The sequence below is a fragment of the Streptomyces sp. KMM 9044 genome, assembly GCF_024701375.2.
Classification (GTDB): Bacteria; Actinomycetota; Actinomycetes; order Streptomycetales; family Streptomycetaceae; genus Streptomyces.
On record NZ_CP113910.1, the window covers coordinates 5298092 to 5321023 of the forward strand.

16 protein-coding genes are annotated in these 22932 nt (G+C 73.6%); 5 read left to right on the plus strand and 11 right to left on the minus strand.

Going from position 1 to position 22932, the window contains the following annotated elements; genetic code table 11:
• Positions 1-14: 14 nt before the first annotated feature.
• The 6 genes from HUV60_RS23840 to HUV60_RS23865 all read right to left on the minus strand — a co-directional run bounded on the left by HUV60_RS23840 (position 15) and on the right by HUV60_RS23865 (position 9910).
• A complete protein-coding gene (locus tag HUV60_RS23840) occupies positions 15-761 on the minus strand; it encodes a class I SAM-dependent methyltransferase (protein WP_257849250.1) in 747 nt (248 codons plus the stop codon).
• Complete coding sequence (locus HUV60_RS23845) at positions 758-2122, minus strand: condensation protein (RefSeq protein WP_257849251.1); 1365 nt, start codon at positions 2120-2122, stop codon at positions 758-760. Before HUV60_RS23845 ends, HUV60_RS23840 begins: the two co-directional genes overlap by 4 nt.
• On the minus strand, positions 2119-6594 hold the full coding sequence (locus HUV60_RS23850; protein ID WP_257849252.1) for an alpha-(1->3)-arabinofuranosyltransferase: 4476 nt from the start codon (positions 6592-6594) through the stop codon (positions 2119-2121). The genes HUV60_RS23845 and HUV60_RS23850 overlap by 4 nt, the downstream gene beginning before the upstream one ends.
• On the minus strand, positions 6591-7448 hold the full coding sequence (locus HUV60_RS23855) for a class I SAM-dependent methyltransferase (RefSeq protein ID WP_443047399.1): 858 nt from the start codon (positions 7446-7448) through the stop codon (positions 6591-6593). Before HUV60_RS23855 ends, HUV60_RS23850 begins: the two co-directional genes overlap by 4 nt.
• Complete coding sequence (locus HUV60_RS23860; RefSeq protein WP_257849253.1) at positions 7445-8596, minus strand: glycosyltransferase family 4 protein; 1152 nt, start codon at positions 8594-8596, stop codon at positions 7445-7447. Before HUV60_RS23860 ends, HUV60_RS23855 begins: the two co-directional genes overlap by 4 nt.
• 342 nt (positions 8597-8938) lie before the next feature.
• Positions 8939-9910, minus strand: a complete 972-nt coding sequence (locus HUV60_RS23865; protein WP_257849254.1) for a DUF3068 domain-containing protein — start codon at positions 9908-9910, stop codon at positions 8939-8941.
• A gap of 250 nt (positions 9911-10160) precedes the next feature.
• Here HUV60_RS23865 and HUV60_RS23870 point away from each other — a divergent pair, with 250 nt between their 5' ends.
• From HUV60_RS23870 to HUV60_RS23885, 4 genes are all read left to right on the plus strand, one after another.
• Entirely contained in the window at positions 10161-10313 is a 153-nt protein-coding gene (locus HUV60_RS23870) for a hypothetical protein (RefSeq protein ID WP_257849255.1), read from the plus strand.
• 3 nt (positions 10314-10316) lie between these two features.
• Complete coding sequence (locus HUV60_RS23875; protein ID WP_257849256.1) at positions 10317-11564, plus strand: PucR family transcriptional regulator; 1248 nt, start codon at positions 10317-10319, stop codon at positions 11562-11564.
• A 159-nt stretch (positions 11565-11723) separates the two neighbouring features.
• Positions 11724-12497 (plus strand): IclR family transcriptional regulator, encoded by a 774-nt coding sequence (locus HUV60_RS23880; protein WP_257849257.1) that lies wholly within the window; start codon positions 11724-11726, stop codon positions 12495-12497.
• Complete coding sequence (locus tag HUV60_RS23885) at positions 12494-13363, plus strand: SMP-30/gluconolactonase/LRE family protein (protein ID WP_257849258.1); 870 nt, start codon at positions 12494-12496, stop codon at positions 13361-13363. Before HUV60_RS23880 ends, HUV60_RS23885 begins: the two co-directional genes overlap by 4 nt.
• A 37-nt stretch (positions 13364-13400) precedes the next feature.
• Here HUV60_RS23885 and HUV60_RS23890 read toward each other — a convergent pair whose 3' ends face one another.
• The 4 genes from HUV60_RS23890 to HUV60_RS23905 all read right to left on the minus strand — a co-directional run bounded on the left by HUV60_RS23890 (position 13401) and on the right by HUV60_RS23905 (position 18087).
• Positions 13401-14819, minus strand: coding sequence for an FAD-dependent monooxygenase (locus tag HUV60_RS23890; protein ID WP_257849259.1), 1419 nt, complete (start codon positions 14817-14819; stop codon positions 13401-13403).
• Complete coding sequence (locus HUV60_RS23895; RefSeq protein WP_257849260.1) at positions 14809-16059, minus strand: MAB_1171c family putative transporter; 1251 nt, start codon at positions 16057-16059, stop codon at positions 14809-14811. The genes HUV60_RS23890 and HUV60_RS23895 overlap by 11 nt, the downstream gene beginning before the upstream one ends.
• Before the next feature lie 208 nt (positions 16060-16267).
• A complete protein-coding gene (locus HUV60_RS23900; protein ID WP_257849261.1) occupies positions 16268-17527 on the minus strand; it encodes an MAB_1171c family putative transporter in 1260 nt (419 codons plus the stop codon).
• A complete protein-coding gene (locus HUV60_RS23905) occupies positions 17524-18087 on the minus strand; it encodes a toxin (RefSeq protein WP_257849262.1) in 564 nt (187 codons plus the stop codon). The genes HUV60_RS23900 and HUV60_RS23905 overlap by 4 nt, the downstream gene beginning before the upstream one ends.
• Positions 18088-18307: 220 nt before the next feature.
• On the opposite strand from HUV60_RS23905, the gene arfA reads away from it, so the two are divergent.
• Positions 18308-19822 carry an arabinosylfuranosidase ArfA gene (arfA, locus tag HUV60_RS23910; protein ID WP_257849263.1) on the plus strand — a complete coding sequence of 505 codons (1515 nt, stop codon included), beginning with the start codon at positions 18308-18310 and terminating at the stop codon, positions 19820-19822.
• Positions 19823-19859: 37 nt separating this feature from the next.
• On the opposite strand, the gene HUV60_RS23915 is transcribed toward arfA, so the two are convergent.
• Complete coding sequence (locus HUV60_RS23915; RefSeq protein ID WP_257849264.1) at positions 19860-22856, minus strand: glycoside hydrolase family 35 protein; 2997 nt, start codon at positions 22854-22856, stop codon at positions 19860-19862.
• Positions 22857-22932: the final 76 nt, after the last annotated feature.

Sequence of the window (22932 nt, forward strand, 5' to 3'; positions counted from 1 at the left end):
GTCCCCGGCCTCCCTTACGTCCGGCGGGCGTGCAGGAGCAGGATCGAGGCGAGCGGTGGCCGGGCACAGGCCAGCCGGTCCATCATCCGCAGCGGGCGCGGCACCCCGTGGAACGGAGCGCCTTCGAGGCGTACGACGGTGAAACCGGACGCGTCGACGAACTCCCGCAGCGCACGGGCGGTGTACAGCCGCAGGTGTCCCACCACCTCCGATCCCGGCCTGCCGTGGATGCCGCGCAGGCTGACCTCGGAGAACACCGGCTGCACTCCGGCCAGCAGCAGCGCACGGTTGTACCAGGCGGCCAGATTGGGGGTGGACAGCATCAGATGGCCCCCGGGGCGCAGCACCCGGTGGATCTCCTCCAGGGCCGCGTCAGGGTCGACGAGATGCTCGATCACCTCGCTGAACAGCACCGCGTCGGCCGACCCGGACACGAACGGCAGCCCGCCGTCGGTGAGCTCGCCGCGCACCGCGTACGGCATCCGGGTGCGGGCCCGCGCCAGGGCGTCCTGGGACCAGTCGACGCCGACGAGGCGGTGGCCGTGCAGGAGGGGTGCGGCCGTGGCCGCGGCCGAGCCGTCGCCGCAGCCGATGTCGAGGATCGTCCGCGCGCCCCGGGCACCGGCCGGGCCGAGCGCCCGGGCGAGCATCCGGGCCTGGCGGAGGCTGCGGGAGGGGCCCGAAGCCACCGGGACGGCAGGGTTCTCGTAGAAGTCGCGCAGGTCGCGGGGTGGGGAGGCGGTGGTCGCGGTGGTCGTCACGGGGCTGCCTCCGTGGAGTGCAGATGGTGTGCGAAGAGGTCGTGGAGGTGGACGCCGTCCGCCCGCCCCAGCAGCGCCCGGGACCAGCGCACGGACAGATGGAGACGGCCCGCGGTGGAGGCGGTGGTGAAGGTGAGGCCGCGCGGCATCCGGGACGGCGCCGAGAACCACACCGCGTGGGCGCTGCCCGCCTCCTCGCCGAAGTCCAGCGGGTACGGGATGCGGCCGATGTTGCTGAGCAGCGTGGTCGACAGCAGGGGCGCCGCGGTCCTGCGCAGGGCGCGGGTGAGGACCCGGCGGGCGGCGACCGGGGCCCAGGGCGCTGTCAGCAGGTTCGCCCCGCGGCCCAGTTGGGGACGGGAGAGGGACTTCAGGGCACGGGTGCGCAGAGCGGTGCGGTGGAGCAGGCCGGGCAGGTCGCAGGTGTCCAGTTCCGTGAGGGCGAAGGGGACTTCGACCAGCCGGGTGCCGTTGCCGATGGGCATCGTGGCGTCCCTGGGGCGGTCGTCCACCGGCATGGTGATGCGCAACGGGCGCGGGCGGGCGCCGCGTTCGCGGTTCCAGCGGGCGAGGGTCAGGGCGGTGGCGACCATGAGCTGGTCGTTGACGGTGTACGGGGCCCCCTTGGGCCGGTGCGGCAGGGGGAGTTCGGAGACGATCAGCCCGTTGCCGGTGCGGTGGCCCGGGTCCGGGGTGCCGGGGGCCACCCGGGCGGGCGGCGACCAGGGGGAGGGCGCGTCCGGCGCGCCGGCCTGCGCGGGTGCGGACCGCCGTACCGGCGGGGCGGCGGCGGAGTTGTCCCTGCCGCCGTAGATCTCGGCGGCGGTGGCCAGGATGCGCAGGCAGGCGGGGCTGTCGAGCGCGGTGTGGTTGACGGTGAGGAGCAGCGCGGCGCCCACCCCGGCATCCGCCCCGCCGTTCCCGCCGTTCCCGCCGTTCCCGTCCGCCCCGCCGGGCCCGCCATACGCGCCGGCCTGGACGGTGTCGCCGGGGCCCGGGGCGTTCACCAGTTCCAGGCGGATCGGCGGGGAGGCGGTGAGCGGGGGTGCCTGGGTCAGGGTCCGGGCGCGGGCGTCCCGCAGGGCGCCCGGGCCCGGCGGCGCGAAGCGCACCACCTCCACGTCGGGTTCGTCGGTCAGCTCCCACTCGTAGCGGCGCCGGTACCAGGGGCCCGGGGCCTCGCGCATGAGGATGCGCGGGTGCCGGTGCAGGGCCTCGAGGAACGCCTTGCGCAGCCGGCCGGGGTCCAGTTCCCCGGGGAGATGCACCTCGACGTGCACCGTCTCCGGCTCCTCCTCCTGGAGACAGTGCCGGGACACCTCGTCCACCACGGGGAACGGGATGCGAAGGGGTGTGGTCATCCGGTGCCGCCCTTTCCCGCCGAGCCGTTCGAGTGGTTCGGGTCGTCCGGGCCTCCCGTGCCGTGGGTGCGGGGAAGCTGCCGGGTGGACTTCTCCAGGCCGGGCGGCGGCCGGTGCGTCGGAACGCGTGAGCGCACCGGAGGCAGCTCGGCCGTACGGTGGTCCGGTCTGTCGGAGGACCGCTGCCACTCGGTGGAACCGGCCCTGGCCGCCGCGGGCCCGCCTGCGGCCGTCCCGGCCCCGTCGTCCGTCCGCCCGGACCCCCGGCCGTCCTCCCGCACCGCCCGCCCGGACCCGGGGCCGCCCAGGCTCACCAGCGCCGCGAACAGTCCGATCAGTGCCAGCAGCTGCGCCACGTGCCCGAAGGCGCCCTCGCCCGCGCCCGCCGGCTCCCCGGCCCCGAGGGCGGACGCGATCCCCGCTCCCGTGAGGGCGGCGAGCGCCACCGGCACCAGCAGGGCGGCCCTGCGCCACGCGAGCAGCGCCAGCGCCGGGACCAGCAGGGCCCACCAGCCCGCGACGACCACGCCGACCAGCGTCAGCGCCACCGTGCCCAGCCACAGTCCGGGCGCCGCCGGCTCGGGCTGCGGGGCGTCGGGGTTCTCGGCCCTCCGGCGCCACAGCGCCAGCCCGATCAGCACCGCGATCCCGACCCCGCTGCCGATCAGAGCGGCGTCGTAGGCCGTGGCGGGACCGTAGGACAGCTTCACGGTGCCGCTCTCGCCCGCCGGGATCCGCCAGCCCTGCTGCCAGCCGTCCAGCCGCAGCGGTGTCAGTTCCTCGCCGTTCAGGGTGGCTGTCCAGCCGTCGTTGTAGTTCTCGTACGTCGTGAGGTACGAGGCGGCTCCGGAGCCGACCGACAGCTCCCGCTGGTCGCCCAGCCAGTCCTTGACCTCCAGTTCGCGCTCGGCCGCCGAGGCGTCCGGCACGGTGCCGCGGGTCAGGGTCACGGAGGTCACGGTGAGCGGTCCCGCGTCACCTGCCTCGACCCGGTGCTTGCCGGTGGACAGCTCCAACACCGTCCTCACCTCTCCTTGCTGGCAGAGCGTCACGTCCACCGGACGCCGCTCGGTCAGGTCCCCGACCGTGCCCTTCACGCCGGTCTCGTACAGCTCGCCGTCGACGGCGAGCACCGGCCCCCTGCCGCACTCCAGGGTGAACTCCCGGTCGGCGGACGGCTGCGGGGTGCGGTACTCGTCGAGCGCCGGTATGTAGACCTCCGTCAGTCCCACCGGCAGGCTCAGGTCGTCGCCGACCACGGGGTTGTGCAGGGTGAGCGGGGCGGTCCGGGTGATGGCGATGTCGAGCCGGTCCGTGGTGATCGGCGGGAAGCGGACCATGCCGTTGTCGTCGACGTTCGCGATCGCCGCGCCGTCCGGGGAGCTGATGCGCACCTCGGTCGGCCGGGTGGACAGGCCGCCCGCGGCCGCCAGCACGATCTCGCCCACCGGCTGCTTGCCGTCCCAGCTCAGGTGGACGACGGGCCTGTCGCCCGCGATCCATGAGGTGGTCAGGTCACCGTCGGTGAGGTTGCGCGCGGTCAGGCCCGCGCCGAGGCGGGCAGTGGAGTCGGCGGTGGCGGTGATCCGGGCCTGCTGCTCGGGCGCCACGTCGTACAGCAGCCGGTCCAGCGCCTCGCCCGGCACGGCCACGCCGCTCGCCTCGACCTCGTACGTGCCCGCCGTGCCCGTGGTGAACACGCGGTGCAGCCCGTTCTCGGTGCCCGTCGGGGACAGACCGGTCGGATCGGCGGAACGGTGCAGCGAGACGACCTGCGCGCCGGCGGTCGAGTTCTCCGCGTCCGTGGGCAGCCGCAGCAGCCGGGTCACCTGCACGTCCGGCAGGTCGATCTCGGAGAAGCCCGCGCCGCCCAGACCGGAGTGCCGGGCCACCGAGTCGACGATCGTCAGCTTCATCCAGCCCGTCGCGCCCTCGGGCGCCTTGACGTCCTGTTTGATGCCGTTCGCCTGGAGGAAGCTGGTTTCGGAGCCGCGCTCCGTCTCCACCCGCACCTTGGTCGCCGCGGCCCGCACACTGCCCTGCGGCAGCGGGACGATGCCGATGGAGTCCGGCATCTCGTAGCTGTCGTCGAAGGCGATCCGCAGCCACTGCCCGTCCGGTGAGCCGGCCGAACCCTCGGCCCAGGCCGTCTCCGGGTTGCCGTCGAAGGCGTTCACCGGGTCGTACTGCGGCAGATGGAACAGCCAGTTGCCGTACGAGGACGCCGACACCGCGCGGGCGCCGCGCAGTTCGGCCACCGTCTGGTGGTCCAGGCCCTCCTTCGGCAGGATCTGGTGCGGCTTCTCACCCGCGCCCTGCGTGGCGTCGGGCGCGTTGCGCTCGTCGGAGGTGTACGTGTACGACGTGTTGGAGTTGACCAGGCCGAACCGGGTGTCCGCGTACCGCATCCCGTCGCCGGTCACCTGCAACGCCGGTGTGCCGAGCCCGGGATGGGCGTCACCGGTCAGCACGGTCGGCCGGCCGCGCAGTTCGCCGGCCAGCGGCAGCAGCGCCTCCGGGCCGCCGGAGACCACGGCGGTGTCCGCGATCGGGGCCAGCGAGGCCTGCCCCGGACGCCGGACGTCCGCCCCGGTCGGACGGTAGATCTCCACCGCCCGCTGCTGCGGGTACAGCCCCTCGACCTGGAGCGGGGTGTCGTTCGCGATGACTCCGCCGGTCTTCACCGGACCGAGCCCGGTGACCCGCTCGTACCCGGACTGCGTGAGGGTGCGCTTGACCGTCGTGGTCGGCACATGCCCGACCTGGTCCGGATCGAGGTCGTTGCGCACGACGACGTAGTAGAGGCCGGCGCGGCTCAGGTAGTCGGCGAGCCCCGGCACCTCGGCGCCGGTCAGCAGGGCCTGCTCGACCGCGTCCATGGCCCGCCGGTTGCCCGGGGTGCCGAACGGGACGTAATCGCGCTGTGCCCAGCGGGATTCGGCGACCACGTCGAGCGGCTGGTCGATGGTCGAGCCCCAGGTGTGGATGCCGTGCGCGGTCGCCGGCACGACGAGCGCCCGCGAGTCCGGGGAGTTCTCCTCCAGCCAGTCGGCCGTGGCCCGCCAGTACGTGGGGATCTCCTGGAACGAACCCGGACCGGGGATCGACCCGTTGAGGTACGGCCACATCAGCCCCGGCAGGATCAGCACCGCGGCGACCAGCGGCGCGAAGCGCCCGCCCCGCACCCGCCGCCGGATCCGGCCCGTTTCGTCCGTCCCGTGTGTTCCGTGTGTTCCGTTCGGCCGGCCGGCCTCGTCGGCGCCGCGTGAGCGGGCGGCCGTGCCCACCAGATGGCCCAGGCCCAGCACCAGGGCGAGCGCCAGGCCCGTCTGGAACTTGTAGATGTTGCGGAACGGCGACAGCCAGCCGTCCAGCCAGTCCTGCACGACCCCGTGGAACGGAGCGCCGAACGCGCCGCCGTACCCGGCGAGCAGCACCAGCACCGTCACCAGCACCGTCAGCACCAGCCAGCGGCGCTCCGGCAGGTCCCGCCGGGCCAGCCCCGCCAGGCCCAGACCGGCCGCGAGTGCCGAGCAGACGATCACCAGCGCCGAGGAGGCGACGGTCCAGCCGGCGGGCAGCCACGCCTCACCGAAGTGCAGATACGCCACCCAGTTCCCGGCCCCGCGCAGTGCCTCGGTGGCCGCCATGGTGTCCGTCGTGGTCCGCGCGGTCTCGACATAGGGCAGGAAGTTCTCGCCGTACACGCCGAGCAGCAGCAGCGGGATCCACCACCAGGCCGTCGCCACCGCGACGGCGGGAGCCCACCAGGCGATCAGCCTCCGCCGTCGCGGTCCCGGCGGCCGGGACAGCAGGTACAGGCCCACGGGCAGCAGCGACGCCAGCGTCGAGGCGGCGTTGACCCCGCCCATGAACGGGACGAGCAGGGCCGAACGCAGCGCCGCGACCCGGGCCGTGTAGCGTTCGTCCGTCAGCGGCAGCAGCACCCACGGCAGCAACGCGCCCGGCAGGGCGGCGGCCGACGTGGAGCCGATCACCGTGGTGAACAGCGGCCACAGCGCGTACGCCGCCGCCGCGAGCAGCTGGGACGCTCCGCTGCCCACACGCAGCCGCTCGGCGAGACGCAGAGCGCCCCAGAACGCGACGGACACGATCAGCGACAGCCACAGCCGCTCGGCCAGCCACACCGGCAGCTGCACCAGGTCGCACAGCCAGTAGAACGGCAGCATCGGCCACAGGTAGCCGATGTACTGGTTGTTGACCCCGCCGAACGACCCCTGGTCCTGCCACAGCTGGCCGAGGGCGGCGAGGAACCGCCCCGGGTCGACGGTGACACCCAGTTTGGTGTCGAAGGTCTGCCGCCCCGGTTGCACCGCCAGGAGCAGGACGAACATCACCGCCCAGAAGCCCAGCAGCCAGCGCCGCGACCGCCGCGGGCCCCGGGGCGGACCCGCGGCGGTCGCGGTACGAGGGACGGCTGCCGGAGGGGGAGCCTGGACCGTGGTCGTCATTCGGGACACCGCCGGAGGATGAGGAGGAGGTTCCACGTAGCGAACTCACGCAGACCGGGCACCTTGACCACGGTCTCGGTGAGGAACGGCCAGTAGCGGGAGCGCGCCGAGACGATGCGTACGTCGGCGCGGCCCCGTACCTGCCGCAGGGTGGTACCGATGTGCACCGGGAAGAGGTTCTCGCCGAGCGTGTGCTTGGCGGGTCTTCCGGTACGGCGCCGGTAGCGGGCGCGGGCCCGCTCGGCGCCGAGATAGTGCCACGGGGCCCATTCGTGCCCGCCCCACGGCGAAAGCCAGTTGGTGAACGACACGTAGATGAGCCCGCCCGGCCGGGTCACCCGGGCCAGCTCGCTGAGGAAGGTCTGCGGATCGGCCACGTGCTCCAGGACGTTGGACGAGAACGTCACGTCCGCGGCGCCGTCGCACAGCGGCAGCAGATAGCCGTCCGCGACCACGGTCTTCTCGGGCGGCTTCCGGGCCAGCTCCCGCACGTCCGGTTCGAACAGGAAGGCGTCCGCGCCGCGGCGGCGGAACTCCTCGGTGAAGTGCCCGCTGCCGCCGCCGACGTCGACCACGACCCGGCCCGCCACGGGACCGCCGTACGCCTCGACCTGGTCGGCGGCGTCCCGGGCGAGCAGCGCGTAGCAGGTGTCGGGGTCCTCCTGCTCACGCAGGAAGGCGCGGAAGAGGGCGAGGGAGCGGTGAGGTGAGGGGTCCTTCGGACGGCTCCCGGCCAGTGCGCCGCCGGCCGTGCCTCTGTCGCCCGCCCCGCCTCCCCTGCGTCTGCCACCCGGCTCTCCGCCACCCGATCCGCTGTCGGTCATGCTCCTGTCACCCATGGGTCCCTCGCTCATGGCCGGTGACTCCGCACCGCCTCCGCCGCCACCGCGCGGAACTGCCGCACGGTACGGTCCCAGCGGTAACGGGCCGCGCGCTCCCTGGCCGCCCCGCCCATCAGCTCCCGCCGGGCCCCGGACAGGGCGAGGGCGCACCAGGCCGCCGCGAACGAGGACTCGCCGCGCGCCAGCACACCGGTCTCGCCGTCCACCACGGAGTCCCTCAGGCCGGGCACGTCGAAGGCGACGGCCGGGGTCCGGCGCGTGGCAGCCTCGGTGACGACCAGGCCCCAGCCCTCCACCGCGGAGGGATGCAGCAGAAGCCAGGCCGCGCACAGCAGACGGTGCTTCTCCGCCTCGGAGACATGGCCGGTGAACTCGACACCGGGACCGGCGAGACGTTCGAGACGCTCCCGCTCGGGGCCGTCGCCGACGATCACCAGCCGGCCGCCGGTGACCGGTCGCACCCGTTCCCACAGCCTGAGCAGCAGGTCGATCCGCTTGTACTCGACGAGCCGGCCCACCGCCACGAACAGCGGCTCCGGGGAACGCCCGGTGCCCGGACCGGGCTCCTCCACACCGTTGTGCACGACCCTGATCCGCTCGCGCGGCACGCCGATGCCGTGCAGCGCGTTCGCGGTCGACGGGGAGACGGCGATCAGCAGCCCGTGCTGCCGGGCACCGGTCAGCGCCCAGTGCTCGAGCCTGCGCCCGACCCGCGCGGCCGGAGTCAGCGGACCGCCGAAGCGCATCCCCCACAGGTCGGTGTGCACATGGTTGACCAGGCACAGCGTCGGCCCGCGATGCCACAGGGGCGCGAGGTACGGCATGCCGTTGCACACCTCGACCAGCAGGTCGCAGTCGCCGACCTGACGGGTGAAGGCGGAACGGGCACGAAGGTAGTGACCGTAGGTGCCGCCCGCCGACACCACGCGGTAGTCGCGGAACGCCGCGGGACCCCCGCACAACAGGGTGACCTGGTGGCCCATGCGGGTCAGGCCGCCGGCCAGCCGGTCGACCAGCAGCTCGGAGCCGCCGGCGGAGGGGTTGTCCAGATCGCGGTGGGCGAGGAAGACGATCCGGCGGGGATGTGCGGGGAGTGCCGGAGGGTGCTGCGGCACGCTGGGGAGCGGCGTGCGCAGCCGGGAGGGCACGTGCTGGGGCATCGGTGCTCCAACTCGTCTCGGAGTGCGGAACCATGCGTGGGGTACGCGGGACAGGTGCGGGGTGGGGTGGGGTGGGATGTGCGAAGGTCGGAGAGTGGTGCGGTGGTGCAGGGGGTGCGGAACGGGGTGGGCGGGTGGGTACGGTTTTCGGACGGGCGGGGTGACGTCGGTCGGAACTCACGTGCTTCGGAGGAGCGTTCGGGCCCTTCCCGGGCGTGAGCTGTGCGCGGCTTGTGCTGGGGTGGGGGTGGACAGTTTTCGCCCAGACGTTCCCCAGTGCTACTCACCGGGGTGACAATTTCGGGCCCTGTTGGACCCGAAGTCACGTAGTTCCGTGAGCGTCTACTGAGCAGTACGGGACGAATCAGGACACTCTTCCTTTTTCCTGCCATGCGCTACTATAAACCCACCGGCCATCGCGAGCATGAAACCCGCCACGGCCGCGCCGGCGGGAGCGGTCTCCCCCACCAGGCGCAGCTGTCCGCTGTCGCGCTTGGCCTGCCGCACAGCCTCCTTCTGCGTGCTGGTCGTGAACGAGAGCTTCTCCGCGTCCAGCAGCACCGCCGCGTCCTCGTCCCCTCCCGGCGCCCGCAGCGTGCGCCGCGGGCCGGTCTGCGCGTAGACCACCCGGCCGGTGGCCTGGTCCACGACCAGCTCGAGGCCGTGGTTCGAGTACCACTCCTCGGCCAGTACCTGCGGCCGGTCCGGCTCGTCCACGAGGGCGCCCGGCACCAGCCGGGTGCCGGTCTTCGTCGCCGGCACCGAGGCGGTGAACCGGTAGCCCGTGTGCCCCTGCACCTTCTCGGTGCCCCGGTAGCGCATCACGACCGTGTCGCCGAGGGTGTTGTCCCACCACTGGTAGGAGCGTTTCTGCACGTCGAAGGGGAACTTGAGGTACGCCTCGCCCTCGATGCGCGGCGTCTCCTCGCAGCAGTGCACCGGCTTCGTGGTCCTGCGGTCCAGCACCCAGCGGTGCGGGGTGAAGTCCAGCGCGTCGTGAGGGTCGGCGGCCGGCAGCGACTTGTCGGTGTCGACCGTGGTCGTCACGTCCCACACGGCGTTCCCGCTGCGTTCGCTGTCCTCGACGTTCCCGCGCACCTTCTGGGTGACGGTGATCGTCTGGCCTGGCACGGTCTCGACCTTCTCGAGGTCGATCACGCTGCCTCGGCCCTTGTAGACGGCGGTGGTGTCGATGTCGATCGGGTTCACCGCGGCACGTGGCTGCACGTACCAGGCCAGCAGGGGGGCCAGTACCAGCAGAAACGTGCCGAGGCCCAGCAGGACCAGGGAAAAAGGGGAGGCGGTACGGCGCATCCGGGCACTCCAGAGGCTCGGGACGGATCGGCGCGGACAGGCCGACTCCGTGGAGGAAAACGCGCGTGCGGGAGGGGCGGAGCCATCCGGCACCCCCTGCGGGCCGGGACCGTACTCCCTCTGGGCCGGGAACCGTAGGCGCCCCTTGACTCAGTGTCAATGTGCACTCGACACTGGGGGGCGACGGGCAGGAGTGGCCGGACGAACGTACGGGGGTGGGGAAACCTCCGACAGAGAGGCTGTCCCTGAGATGTCCAGACTGCTTGCCGCCGCCCTGACGGTCGCGCTCGCCGCGGTCCTCGCCGTGGGTGCCGCGCTCGGCGTGGTCGCGCTGCTCGAGGCCCGGCCCGACCAGCCGAACACACCGTTGATCACCTACGAACAAGCGGGCCAGGGGAGCTGACCGGTGACGGCGTCCAGAACCGTCGCGGCCCGCTCCGCCTGGCACGACGTACCGCGCACCCAGGTGCACCGGTTCGCCGAGACCGCCATGGCCGAGATACCCGGACTCGCCGAAGAGATCATGAGCGAGATCCAGCGCGAGTACCCGGAGCTCCCCGTCGTCCTCGACGCCTCGGGCGAACCGATGGCACTCGTCGGCATCCGCCGTGCCATCGAGGTGTTCGTGCAGCACCTCGAGCATGCCGACTACTCGGTCGGCCGTCCCACCGTTCCGCCCGGCATGTTCCACGACTTCGGGCGCGGTGAGGGCCTGCACGGACGGTCGCTCGACTCGCTCCAGGCGATCTACCGGCTCGGTGTCCGGCTGGCCTGGCGCCGGCTCGCCGAGATCGGCCAGCGCATCGACATCCCGCCCCCCGCGATGTACGAACTCGTCGACGCGGGCTACGAGTACCTGGACGGACTGGTCGACCAGTCCGTACGCGGCTACGCCGAGGCGGCCGCCCGCCAGGCCGGGGAGCGGCTGCGGCTGCAGCGCCGGCTGATGGAACTCCTGCTCACCGAGCACCATCGGGGCGATCCCGCCGACGCGCTCGCCGAGCGGGCCGCCCGCATCGGCTGGCCGCTGCCCGGGAAGGTCGCGGTGGGCGTGCTGCGGCGCCCCGCGCGCGAGGCGGTCGCGCCCGCCGTGGGCCAGGAGGTGCTGCTCGACATGGAGTCCGAGCAGCCCCGCATGATCGTCCCCGAGCCGGACGCCGCCGGCCGCTCCGAACTGCTGCACCGCGCGCTCACCGGCTGGTCCGGAGCGATCGGCCCGCCGGTGCCGCCGGCCGACGCGGCGAAGTCGCTACGCTGGGCCGAGGCCGCCCTGCGCCTGATGAAACGCGGACTGCTGCCCGACGGTGAGATGCTGCGCTGCACCCGGCACACCGAGGCGCTGGTGCTGCTCCAGCCCGAGGAACTCATCGACGACCTCGCGCTCAAGTGCCTCGCCCCGCTGGGCCACTGCGCCCCCACGAACGCGAGGCGGCTCGCGGAAACGCTGCTGGCGTGGCTGGAGACCCGGGGCGGCGCGCCCGAGGTGGCGGCACGGCTCGGCGTGCACCCGCAGACCGTCCGCTACCGGCTGCGGCAGATCCGCGAACTGTGGGGAGACGAGATCGACGACCCGGACCGCCGCTTCGAACTCGAACTGGTCCTCCGCTCCCAACGCCTCCGCGGCGAGCTGGGAGCCCCCGGCCCCCGCCGCTGAACGGGGCGACCGCCCCGGCGGGACCCGGGGGGCGGGAACCGTGTCGGCTCCTCGGCAGGCCATTGCCCGGGTGGGGCCGGATGGTTAGCCTGTGTGTTCGTCATTCCGATCGCCTGTTGATATCTCGAACGGGCTGAGACACAGGGAGGGGGGCCGGTCGTGGGACGCCTTGTACCAGCGGTGACCCGGGCTCTCGACATTCTCGAACTCTTCCTCGACGGGGACGGGGTGCTCTCCGCCCCCGACATCGTGCGCAGGCTCCAGCTGCCGCGCACCACCGTGCACGAACTGGTGACCACGCTCGCCGCCCGGAAGTACATCGTCCCGGTGACCGGCCAGCCAGGCCGCTACCGGCTCGGCGTCCGCCCGTACCAGCTCGGTGCCCGCTACGCCGAGTACCTCGACCTCGCCGCCGAGGGCCAGCAGGTGGCCCGGACCGTCGCCGAGACCTGCGACGAGACGGTGCACGTGGCGATCCTGGAGGACACCGACGTCATCTACATCGCCAAGGTGGACTCCACCCACGCGGTGCGGATGGTGTCCGCGGCCGGCCGTCGGCTGCCCGCGCACTGCACCTCCGTGGGCAAGATGCTGCTGGCCTCCCTCCCGGAGAGGGAACTCGCCGCGCGCCTGCCCGACGACGCCGGGCTGGCCGCGATGACCCCCAACAGCATCACCGACCCGGCCGCCCTGCGCGAGGCCCTCGCGGAGATCCGCGCCCGGGGCGTCGCGGTGGAGAGCCGCGAGTCCAACCCGGACGTCAGCTGCGTGGCCGCCCCGGTCCGCGACCGCACCGGACAGGTGGTCGCCGCTCTGTCCATCTCCGTACCGATGATCCGCTGGAGCGACGACCGTCTCGCCGAGCTGGAACAGCTCGCCGCCAAGGGCGCCGACGACCTGTCCGAGCGCCTCGGCCACCGGAGGGTGTCATGACGACGAAGAGCGATGCCACCCCGTACGAGGTCGCGGTCCGGGCGGAGTCCGCCCTGGGCGAGGGCCCCACCTGGGACGCGGCGGCCGGCCGCCTCCTGTGGATCGACATCCTGGGCTCCCGGATCCACACCTACGATCCGGCCACCGGCCGGCGCACCCTGCGCCGCGGCGAACAGCACGTGGGCGCGGTCAAGCCGCGTGCGGGCGGCGGCCTGGTCCTCAACCTGCGGGACGGCATCGGCCTGCTCGACCCCGACGACACCTTCCGCTGGCTGCGCCACGAGCCCGTCCCCGGCCGCCGCGGCAACGACGCCGCCGTGGCCCCCGACGGCGCCCTGTGGACCGGCACCATGCGCTACGACGAGGCCGTCGCCGGTGGCACGCTCTCGCGCGTCACCGGCGACGGCACCGCCGAACCCGTCCTCGACGACGTGACGGTGAGCAACGGCACCGGCTGGAGTCCCGACGGGCGTCTGATGTACTACATCGACACCCCCACCCGACGCATCGACGTGTTCGACCACGACCCGGACACCGGCAGGGTCACCGGCCGGCGCCCGCTGGCCGAGGTCGAGGACGGCGCGGGCTTCCCCGACGGCCTCACCGTCGACGCCGAGGGCTGTGTGTGGGTGGCGCTGTGGGACGGCGCGGCGGTACGCCGCTACACCCCGGCCGGCGCCCTGGACCGGGTGATCGGCCTCCCGGTCCCGCGCGTCACGGCCTGCGCCTTCGGCGGCCGGGACCTGACCGACCTGTACATCACCACGGCCCGGGTGGGCCTGGACCCCGCACCCCCGCTGGCCGGCTCGCTCCTGGTCGTCCCGGGCGCGGGCGAGGGCGTGGCCCAGCCCGCCTTCGCGGGCTGAAGCAGGGCCCGGCTCCCCTCCGGGGCGACCCTCCTGCTCAGACCCCCGTGCGATCCAGCCGCTCGAGGACCTTCCGCTCGCCCGGAGTCATCGGCGGCAGGGCCGACGGGGGCAGCGGGGAGCCCGCGAGGGCGGCGAGCACCGTGGCCGGGTGGAACATCCGGGCCGGGGGCGTCCGCAGACCGGTGACGCCCCAGAGCGTGGAGGCGGCCGGGTACGAACCGGTGGCCGCCCGTGTGACGCGCCGTGTGTACGCGGAGACGACGCGGTCGGCGGCGGTCGGCGTACCACCGCGCACCCCCGGGTACAGCACGTCCTGGCTGACCGCCATGGCCCAGGCCCCCTCCGCCACCCGTGCCGCACCCCGCTGCACCCGCCGGGCGAGACCGGGCGCGCCGAGGTCGCCCGCCACCCCGTTCAGCTCCCGGCCGAGGACCTGCGCGCCGAACGCGGCCACCGACATGCCGTGCCCGTACGCCGGGTTGAAGGTGGCCAGCGCGTCCCCGAGCGCCACGAAGCCGTCCGGCCACCGGGGCACCCTCTCCAGATACCGCCGCACATTGCTCGTCGACCGGCTCAGATGGATGTCGGTGAGCGGCTGAGCGCCGGAGACCAGCCGGCCCACGATCGGGTCCGGCAGGTCGAGCATGTACCGCAGGAAGCCCTCCGGGTCGGCGGGCGGCTCACCGCCGCGCGAGCCGCCGCAGCTCACCAGCCACCGGCCGCCCTCGACGGGCATGACCATCGCGCTGCGCGCCGGCCGGGAGACGAACGGGTTCGCCTGCACGATCGTCAGCGGGAACCTTTCTGCACCCTCCGGAACCCGGTACAGGCGCGACGCGTTGACCAGCCCGGAGTCCACGGTCCGCTTCCGGATGCCGGACAGGCCGAGCTCGTTCAGCCAGGGCACGACCCGCGTACCGCGTCCGCTCGCGTCGACGACGAGGTCCGCGTCGAGTTCCTCGTCACGGTGTTCGCCGTCGTCGGCCACCGCCACCCGTACCCCGTGCACCCGCCCGGCGGAGCCGGTCAGCCCGGTCACCGCCGCCCTGCGGATCTCCACCGGCGCGTGTTCCAGCACCGCGGTCCGCATCACCCAGTCCAGCAGCGGCCGGGTGCACGTCAGCATCACCGGTCCCGCGCGCCGCCACCGCCGCAGCCAGCCCTCGGAGGTGAGGGCCAGCATGCCCGAACTGAGGGAGACCTCGTGCGCCCCGGCGGCGAGCAGCCGCCCCCGGGGATCCCCGCCCGGCAGCAGCTCCTCCATCGCGTCCAGCCCGCCCGGCATCAGCAGATGCGCGTGGTGCCCCTGCGGCAGGCCCCGGCGGTGCCCGGGGGCCTCGGGCAGATCGTCACGGTCCAGCACGATCACCTCGTCCGCTCCGGTGTCGGACAGGGCGGCCGCGGCCAGCATGCCGGCCAGCCCGGCACCGATGACGACAGCTCTACGCGACATGGGGCTCCTCGGGTTCTGCCATGGGTCCAGCCATGGAGTTCGGCCCCGCGCCGTCGGGTGCGGGGGGCATGAGGGGTGAGGTGGCGGCGGTGGCGTCGGCGGGAGGGCGGTCCCGCACGCGTTCCAGCGCCTGGGCGAGTTCCACCAGACCGCTCGTGCCGGACACCTCGGTGGCGTGCAGCCGGTAGCTGCCGTCGGCCTCGGGCGGTTCCTCGCGGGCGGCGGCCCGGCGCGCGGCATCGGCGAGCATGGCGGCCTCCGCCGCCAGCCGGGCCGCGTGGGGGAAGAGCCCGGTGGCCAGGGCGTCGTCCCGCGCCCGTTCACGGACGCGGTGGTCGAAGTACGGCGCCAGGGCGAGCAGGGCGTCGTGGATGGACACCTCGCGCCACTGCAGCCGGACCTGGGGGAGCTGCCACCAGGCGGTGGGCGGCCTGGGAGCGGTGGACGCCGACCGCACGAGGTGCCACAGGGGTGCCAGCCGCCGGTGGTCGAGCAGTCCCCGCCACTGGGCGAGCGTCGGCGGCAGCAGCCTCGGCAGCACGAATCCCGCCGAGCACAGCACCGCGCCCAGCGAGGCCATCGGCGGGGCGACGACGGTGGACAGGAAATCGAGGTCGTGTCCGTTCCAACGGGCCACGACCGCCGTGTACTTGGTCAGCTGGAAGCCCACCACGTCCAGCAGGGTGCCCAGCAGGATCAGCCGCAGCCCGGTGCGCAGCAGCCCGGTGACCTCGCGGGCCCACTTCAGGCACATGGCGCACATGACCAGCATGGCCGCGCTGTGCCCGAGCAGATACAGCAGGATCATCTCCCGCATGAACGGGGTGTTGGCGTAGTACGTGTCGAGGTCGGTCAGCCGCTCGGTGTCCGCGTCGGCGAGCGCGAACAGGACGACGATGGCGAGCACCAGCAGCCCGTACGCGGCGACGCTGCGCAGCACCAGGCACCGCACCAGTTCACGGGGCCCGCCCCGCCAGTTGACGAGCAGGACGAGCGCGGCGCAGCTGTACGCGGAGAGCATCCCGTAGGTCAGCGGGGCACCGAAGTTGGGGACGCCGGTGAGCTCGTTGACGGCGGCCAGGGTCGCCGGGGCGGCGCAGACGAAGACCACGGCGGCGAGCGCGATCGCCACGCAGGTGGACAGCGTCAGCGGGTCGCGCAGGGCGGTGCGCGGGCGGCGCCGCACAAGGACGGAGGAGATCCCCAGCATGACGGCCGCCACATACACGACGAGACTCATCCCGTACACCCCCCTCGCGGCGTGGCGTGCCCGCCACGGCCGACACGTCCGTCGCGGTTCGTGCGGCCCCCGTCGGTGCGGTCGGTGCGGTCGGTGTGATGGGTGCGGGTTGCGTCGCCGGTGCGCAGGGTGCTGTGCCAGGCAGGGGGCCGGTGGTTCGGGCCGGTTCGGCGGGTCTGCCGGTCGTGGGCGGTGTGTTCGTCGTGGTTCACGTGGCCCCCGTCGGTGCGGCGGATGCCGGTGCGGTCGGTGTCGTGGGCGCGGGTTGCGGCATTGTCGCGGTCTGTGCCGCCGGGGCTGCCCGAGGAGCCGTCCCGGCCCGCGTCGCCGGGGCGGCCGGTCCCGTGCCGGCCAGCGCGTCGGCGACGCGGGCCAGTCCGGCGGGTCCCGGTATCCGGCCGAGGAGCCGCCCGGCGCCGCGGGCCGGCGGCAGGTGGTGTCCGAGGGCGGCCTCGTCCCGTACCGCGGTGACGATCACGGCGGCCCAGGCGGCGGCCTCGGCCCACTCGGGGTCGGCAGTCGTGCCGAGCGCGGACGCGCGGGTCCGGTCGAACAGGTCCCGGTCGAAGTAGGCGTCCAGGTGACTCAGCGCGTTGTGGATGCTGGTCTGGCGCCACATGAGAAGGGCGGCGGGGGAGGTGAGGCGGGGCCGGGGCAGCCGCAGCGTGCGGCGGACGAGCAGGTCGTCGAGCGCCCGCTCCAGCGGTTCGAGCCGGGTGTACGTCCGCCGGGCCCCGCTCCACCGGGCCGCCCGGGGCGTCACCAGCGGCACCAGCACCCCGACGACCGTCAGCAGCGCGCCCAGCCCCGCGGCGGCCGGCGAGACGGCGGTGCCGAGCGCCGACCAGTCCCGGCCGGACCAGCGGGCAGCCACCGCGACGAGCTTGGCCACGCTGTAGCCGGCGCCGCACAGCGCGCCCGCCCCCATCAGTGTCAGGCCCGCCCGCAGCCCGCCCCGCACCCGGCGCGCCCAGCGCAGCGACGTCACCGCGGTCACGGTCACCGCGGTGAGGTGCGTGACCAGGTACAGCACGATCATCTGGGCGAGGAACGGGGTCGTCGCGTAGTAGGTGTCCAGGTCGGTGCGGCGCTCCACCGGGGCGTCCCCGAGGGCGAAGGCCACCGCGACGACGACGATGACGCCGGTGCAGGCGAGGATCCAGCGGCGGGAGGTACGGCGCACCCCGGGACCGCCGCGCCAGTGGACGACGAGGACCTGGGAGGCGGCGCAGTAGGCGATGATCGCTGCGTACGTCAGCGGCGCCGCCAGGTTCGGCACCCCGCCGAGCCGGTTGACAGCGCCGACCGTCGGCGGGGCCCCGAGGAAGAAGCAGAGCCCGGCCAGCCCCAGCACGGCGCAGATGGCCCGCAGATACGGATCGTGCCGGTGCCGCAGCAGATCCGGGGACCGCACCAGCAGACCGAGCCACAGCGCCCCGCAGCTCACGTAGTTGATCAGGCCGTTCATCGTCTCGTCCCGCGGTGGTTGAGCGCGGCCCCGATGCGTCCGGCGAGGTCCTGCGGTTCGCCGGAGCCGCCGCCCTCGGCGGCGAACACGGAGTCGGTGGAGGCGTCCAGCCAGATCCTCAGCCGACGGCCCATCAGCATGCCGAAAAGGTCGGCCTCCTGCTCCTCGGCGAGGCTGAAGTCGGTGCGGGCGGCGACGGGCCGACGTCCCGTGGGACCACCCGGACTCCCGTCGGATGCCGTTCCCGCCTTCGCTCCGGCCTCCTCCTCCATCCGCCGCCGGTTCATGTGCCACACCTCGTGGCAGAAGATCACGATCTGGTGCCACACGGCGGCCCGTTCGTCCACCACCACGTCGTCGTGGCTCTCCCGCTCCAGCCACAGTCCGCTCGCGGTGTGCGGCGGGAACGCCGCCCGGTGGACCAGGACTTCACGCCCCCGCCAGGCGCCGACGGAGTCGACGAGCGCGTTGAACAGGGCCTCGGGCTCGGCGGGCACCGGCACCCGGATGGGCTCGATGAGCGCGTCGGCGAGACGACGCATCTCCTTCCTGGTACGCACCGCTTACTCCCTTGTTCCCTGTTCCCCCGGGGTGATCTCAAGGCCGTTCGAGACTACGCGCCGTGAGGGTCCACGTCATGCGAACCGGTGTCCCTTCGGACTTCCAGCGCCGGATCGTGGCGGGCGTCGCCCACACTGGCCCGGCCGGCCAGTGGCGCCCGCCGGCGCACCGGCACCCGTACCGGCCTCGTGGACACCCGCGAACCCCTGAGAGGACCCCATGCGTACTGCCCGCTTCACCCTCGACCCCGCCTTCACCGTCGGCCCGGTCGACCCCCGTCTCTTCGGCTCCTTCGTCGAACACCTCGGCCGCTGCGTCTACACCGGCATCCACGAACCCGGCCACTCCGCCGCCGACGCCGACGGACTGCGCACCGACGTCCTGGACCTGGTCCGGGAACTCGGCGTCACCGCGATCCGCTATCCCGGCGGCAACTTCGTCTCCGGCCACAGGTGGGAGGACTTTGTCGGCCCCGCCGAGGACCGCCCGCGCCGCCTCGACCTGGCCTGGCACTCAACCGAGACCAACCGCTTCGGCCTGTCCGAGTACATCGCCTTCCTGCGGAAGGTCGGCCCGCAGGCCGAGCCCATGATGGCCGTCAACCTCGGCACCCGCGGCATCACCGAGGCGCTCGAACTCCAGGAGTACGCCAACCACCCCGCCGGCACCGCCCTGTCCGACCTGCGCGTCGCGCACGGCGACAAGGACCCCTTCGGCATCCGCCTGTGGTGCCTCGGCAACGAGATGGACGGTCCCTGGCAGACCGGCCACAAGACCGCCGAGGAGTACGGCCGCCTCGCCGCCGAGACCGCCCGCGCGATGCGGCAGCAGGACCCCGGCGTCGAACTGGTCGCCTGCGGCTCCTCGAGCCAGTCCATGCCCACCTTCGCCGCATGGGAGGCGACGGTCCTCACCGAGACGTACGACCTCGTCGACCACATCTCCCTGCACGCCTACTACGAGCCGCACGACGGCGACCTGGACTCCTTCCTCGCCTCCGCCGTCGACATGGAGTCCTTCATCGAGAACGTCGTCGCCACCTGCGACCACGTCGGCGCGAAGCTCAAGTCCACGAAGAAGATCAACCTTTCCTTCGACGAGTGGAACGTCTGGTACATGACCCGCTGGCAGGAGCAGGCGACGACCTTCGCGCAGGACGACTGGCCCGAGGCGCCGCGTCTCCTCGAGGACAACTACAGCGTCACCGACGCCGTCGTCCTCGGCTCGCTCCTGATCGCGCTGCTCCGGCACGCCGACCGGGTCAAGATCGCCTGCCTCGCGCAGCTCGTCAACGTCATCGCCCCGATCCTGACCGAGCCGGGCGGCCCCGCCTGGCGGCAGACGACCTTCTTCCCCTTCGCGCAGACGTCCCGTTACGGGCGCGGCGAGGTCCTCGACGTCCGTGTGGACTCACCGACGTACGAGACCGCCGAGTACGGCACGACCGACCTGCTGCACGCCACCGCCGTACGGGCCGACGACGGCGCGGTCACCGTCTTCGCCGTCAACCGGAGCCGTACCGAGGCGCTGCCGCTGGAGGTCACCCTCGGAGACCTCGGCCTCACCTCGGTCGTCGAGCACACCGTCCTCGCGGACGCCGACCCCGACGCACGCAACACCCTCGCCGAACCGGAGCGGGTCGCCCCGCACCCGGTCGACGGCACGGTCCTGACCGACGGCGGGCTCGAAGCCGTGCTGGAACCGCTGTCGTGGAACGTGATCCGGCTGGCGTGAGCGGCAGGCACGGAAAAGGGCCGGGGAGGCGGTGGGGTCAGGGTCCCGGTGACTCCACCGCCTCCACCGGCACCCCGCCGCGCGCCGCGCCCACCAGGGTCAGCCGCGCCCGGTCCGGCCCCGAGGGTGTGGTCCCGTCGGACAGCACGGCCAGGGCCAGTGTGTTGGCGCCACGTGTGCGGAGGATCCCGTTCGGCAGCATGAAAGTGTGCTGCGGGCCCACGTCGTTGACGTACTGGCCCATGTTCCAGCCGTTGAGGAAGATCTGGACGCGGTAGGCGCGCTCCGGCTCGTCCTCGAGGACGAGCCCGACCGAGGCGTCCACATCCGGGTCGACGTCCAGCCGGAACTCCGTCCGGTACCAGGTGACCCCCTGCCGCCGCCGGTCCTCGCGCGGCCGGTCCACGGCCTCCCAGGCGCTTTGGTCCCGGTCGTCGCCGTGCCCCGGCAGGTGCCAGCCCTCGCGCTCCCCGTACAGCCCGCCGTTGTTCAGCGCCCCGCGCACCCGGTCCGGCGCCCCGGCCCCCTGGATCCGCCACCTCACCTCCGGGGAGGCCCCCTCGAAGCCGACCCCGGTCAGTCCGCGGGCCGGCCTGCGCGTGCCGCGCGAGCCCGCGCCCGCTGCGCCGTCCTCCTCCTGCTGCATCCGCCGTACGAGCACGGACAGGACGTGCTCACCGCGCCCGCGCAGCTTCCCGGGCACGGGGAAGGCCGCGGTCGCGGTCCAGGTGCCACGGCCCGCCGTGTCCTCGTCCGGCACCGGCATCCGGTGCGTACCCAGCGGCCGTCCGTCCAGCCAGGCCATCAACAGCCCCTGCGTACCGGTGCTGTAGGACAGGAACACCGACTCGGTGCCGCGCGCGTCCTCGAAGCGTCCCCGGTACCAGACGTCGCCGTAGTGGAAACCGTAGTCGTCCGCGAACAGCACGGGCTGCCCCTCGGGCACGGGCGTGGTGCCTACGGATGCGGTGCGGTCGGCGGCCGTCCACCCCGCGTCGTCGAAGTCCGGCTCGGACTCCGGGTTCTCCGCCCGCCGCCGCCAGCCGGTGAGGGCGGGCAGGGACGGTGCGGGTGTGGCCGGCAGCAGCCCCTCCATCAGCAGGGACCCGGACCGGCTGACCATGGTGCGCACCGGCTGCCCGTTCCAGGTCACGGCGGTGATCCCGCGGGGCGCCCACACCTCCAGGCCGGTCTCGCCCGTGATGTCGCCGGTGAGGCGGACGGTGGAGCCGCGCAGCGTGGCCGACCGCAGCAGCGGCGGACCGTAGACCAGCAGCGGACCGGACGGGGTCTCGCAGGGCCACAGCCGCTGGGCGGTCGCGTCGTCGGCGAACAGCAGCAGCATCGGTGTGTCGGAGTCGCCGCCCTCGAGCAGGACCCGGCTCAGCCCGCCCACGCCGAGCGGTGTGACCACGTTCAGCCTGCCCCGGTCGTAGGACCAGGCGGGCTCGACGTCCAGCCGGTTGGTGAGCGGCTGGACGCCGCAGTCGAGGGCGACGTGCGCCGTCTCACCGGTCCGGCCCACGAACGCGGCGATGTCCTGGCGCCCGACGGTCACGTCGAACAGGGGCTGCGCGGTGGAGAACGCCAGCTTCCGCCGTCCCAGCCCGAGCCCGGTGGCGAGCAGCTTGGCGTCCCGTGGGCCGACCGTGACCGGCACGTCGACGTCGGTGCCCGGCAGCGCCGACCTGACCTCGTCGTCGGAGTCGTTGCGCAGGACGTAGACCTGGGCGTCGGTGTCGGGGTTGGCCAGGTGGTAGACCTTCAGCCGGTCGTCCTGCGGCCGTACCGCGGACGCCGGTTCGAGGCGGGCGAGGTCCGGCACGGTCCGCAGCAGATGCCCGAGCTGGTGGAGCGGGCCCAGCTTGACGGTGGGCCGGCGGGCCTGGTCGACCGGGGCCCCGTAGTCGTACGAGGTGTAGACGTCCGGCGAGGCCAGCCACCCCCACGAGGTGCCGCCGGCCACCACACGCGCGTTGTGCACGGTGATCCCGTTGGCGAGGCTGGTGAGGAGGCCGCTCCGCTCGTGCGCCGGGTCCCACTCCTCGCGCACCTGCACGTACCCCCTGCCCGCGGAGGTGGCCCCGCCCCAGGGATCGGACGCGCCGACGGCGGCCCCGGCCACGAACCCGGGCGTGCGCGCACTCGCCCCGGCCCCCGTCCCGTGCCTGCCGAAGTACCCGAGATCGGCAGGCACCTCACCGGGCACGGGCGAGGACTCGAACCCGTACAGCCAGTTCGCCTCGCCCTTCTCGGTGCCGGCGGGGAAGGACCCGGGTGCCCACAGCCCGTCCGCACCGCCGTCGTTGTGGAACAGCGGTACGTCGATCCCGTCGGCGCGCACCTTCTTGCAGAGGTGGGACATGTAGGCCCCCGCGCCGTCCCCGGGGCGTGTTTCTCCGTACCGGTCCTCGACCTGGTACAGGAGCACGGTGCCGCCGCCCCCGGTGAACAGGTGCCGGACGGCGATGGAGTTCACGGCTCCCAGCCAGGCGTCCACGTGCCGCAGGTACGCGGTGTCGGCGGTGCCGGCCGCGCCCTCGGCGACCGTCAGCCATCCGGGGAAGCCCCCGGCGTCGAGATCGGCGGTCCCGAGGTACGGCCCCGGGCGCAGGACGACGTACAGCCGTTCCTCGGCGGCCATGGTGAGGAACAGGCCGAGATCGCGGACGCCGGTGAAGTCGTGCGTGCCGGGCGCGGGGGAGTGGAGGTTCCAGGGGACGGGGACACTGACGGCGTTGTGGCCGTGGGCGCGCAGTTTCTGCAGCACGTCCCGCCACAGGGACGGGCCCGGCAGCCGGAAGGGGTGCATCTCGCCCGACCAGAGCACCAGCCGCCGGCCGTCGACCAGGAGCGAGTACCGGTCGAAGCCGACCTCGTGCCGTTTGCCGTCCGCGCGCGGCGGGGCGGGCGGCGGCCCCGTCGGCACGGCACGCGCCCCGCGCGAGCCGGTTGCCGCCCCGCTGCCGGCCAGCGCGAGGCCGAGCGCCGCCGTGCCGGCCAGCGCGGTGAAGGTACGCCTGCTGAGCTCCAAGGGAGCCGCCTCCTGTTGTGCCGCTGGTGCGGCCGCATGGGGCCGCGGGTGGTGCCGTCGAATGGTCCTGGTCCCC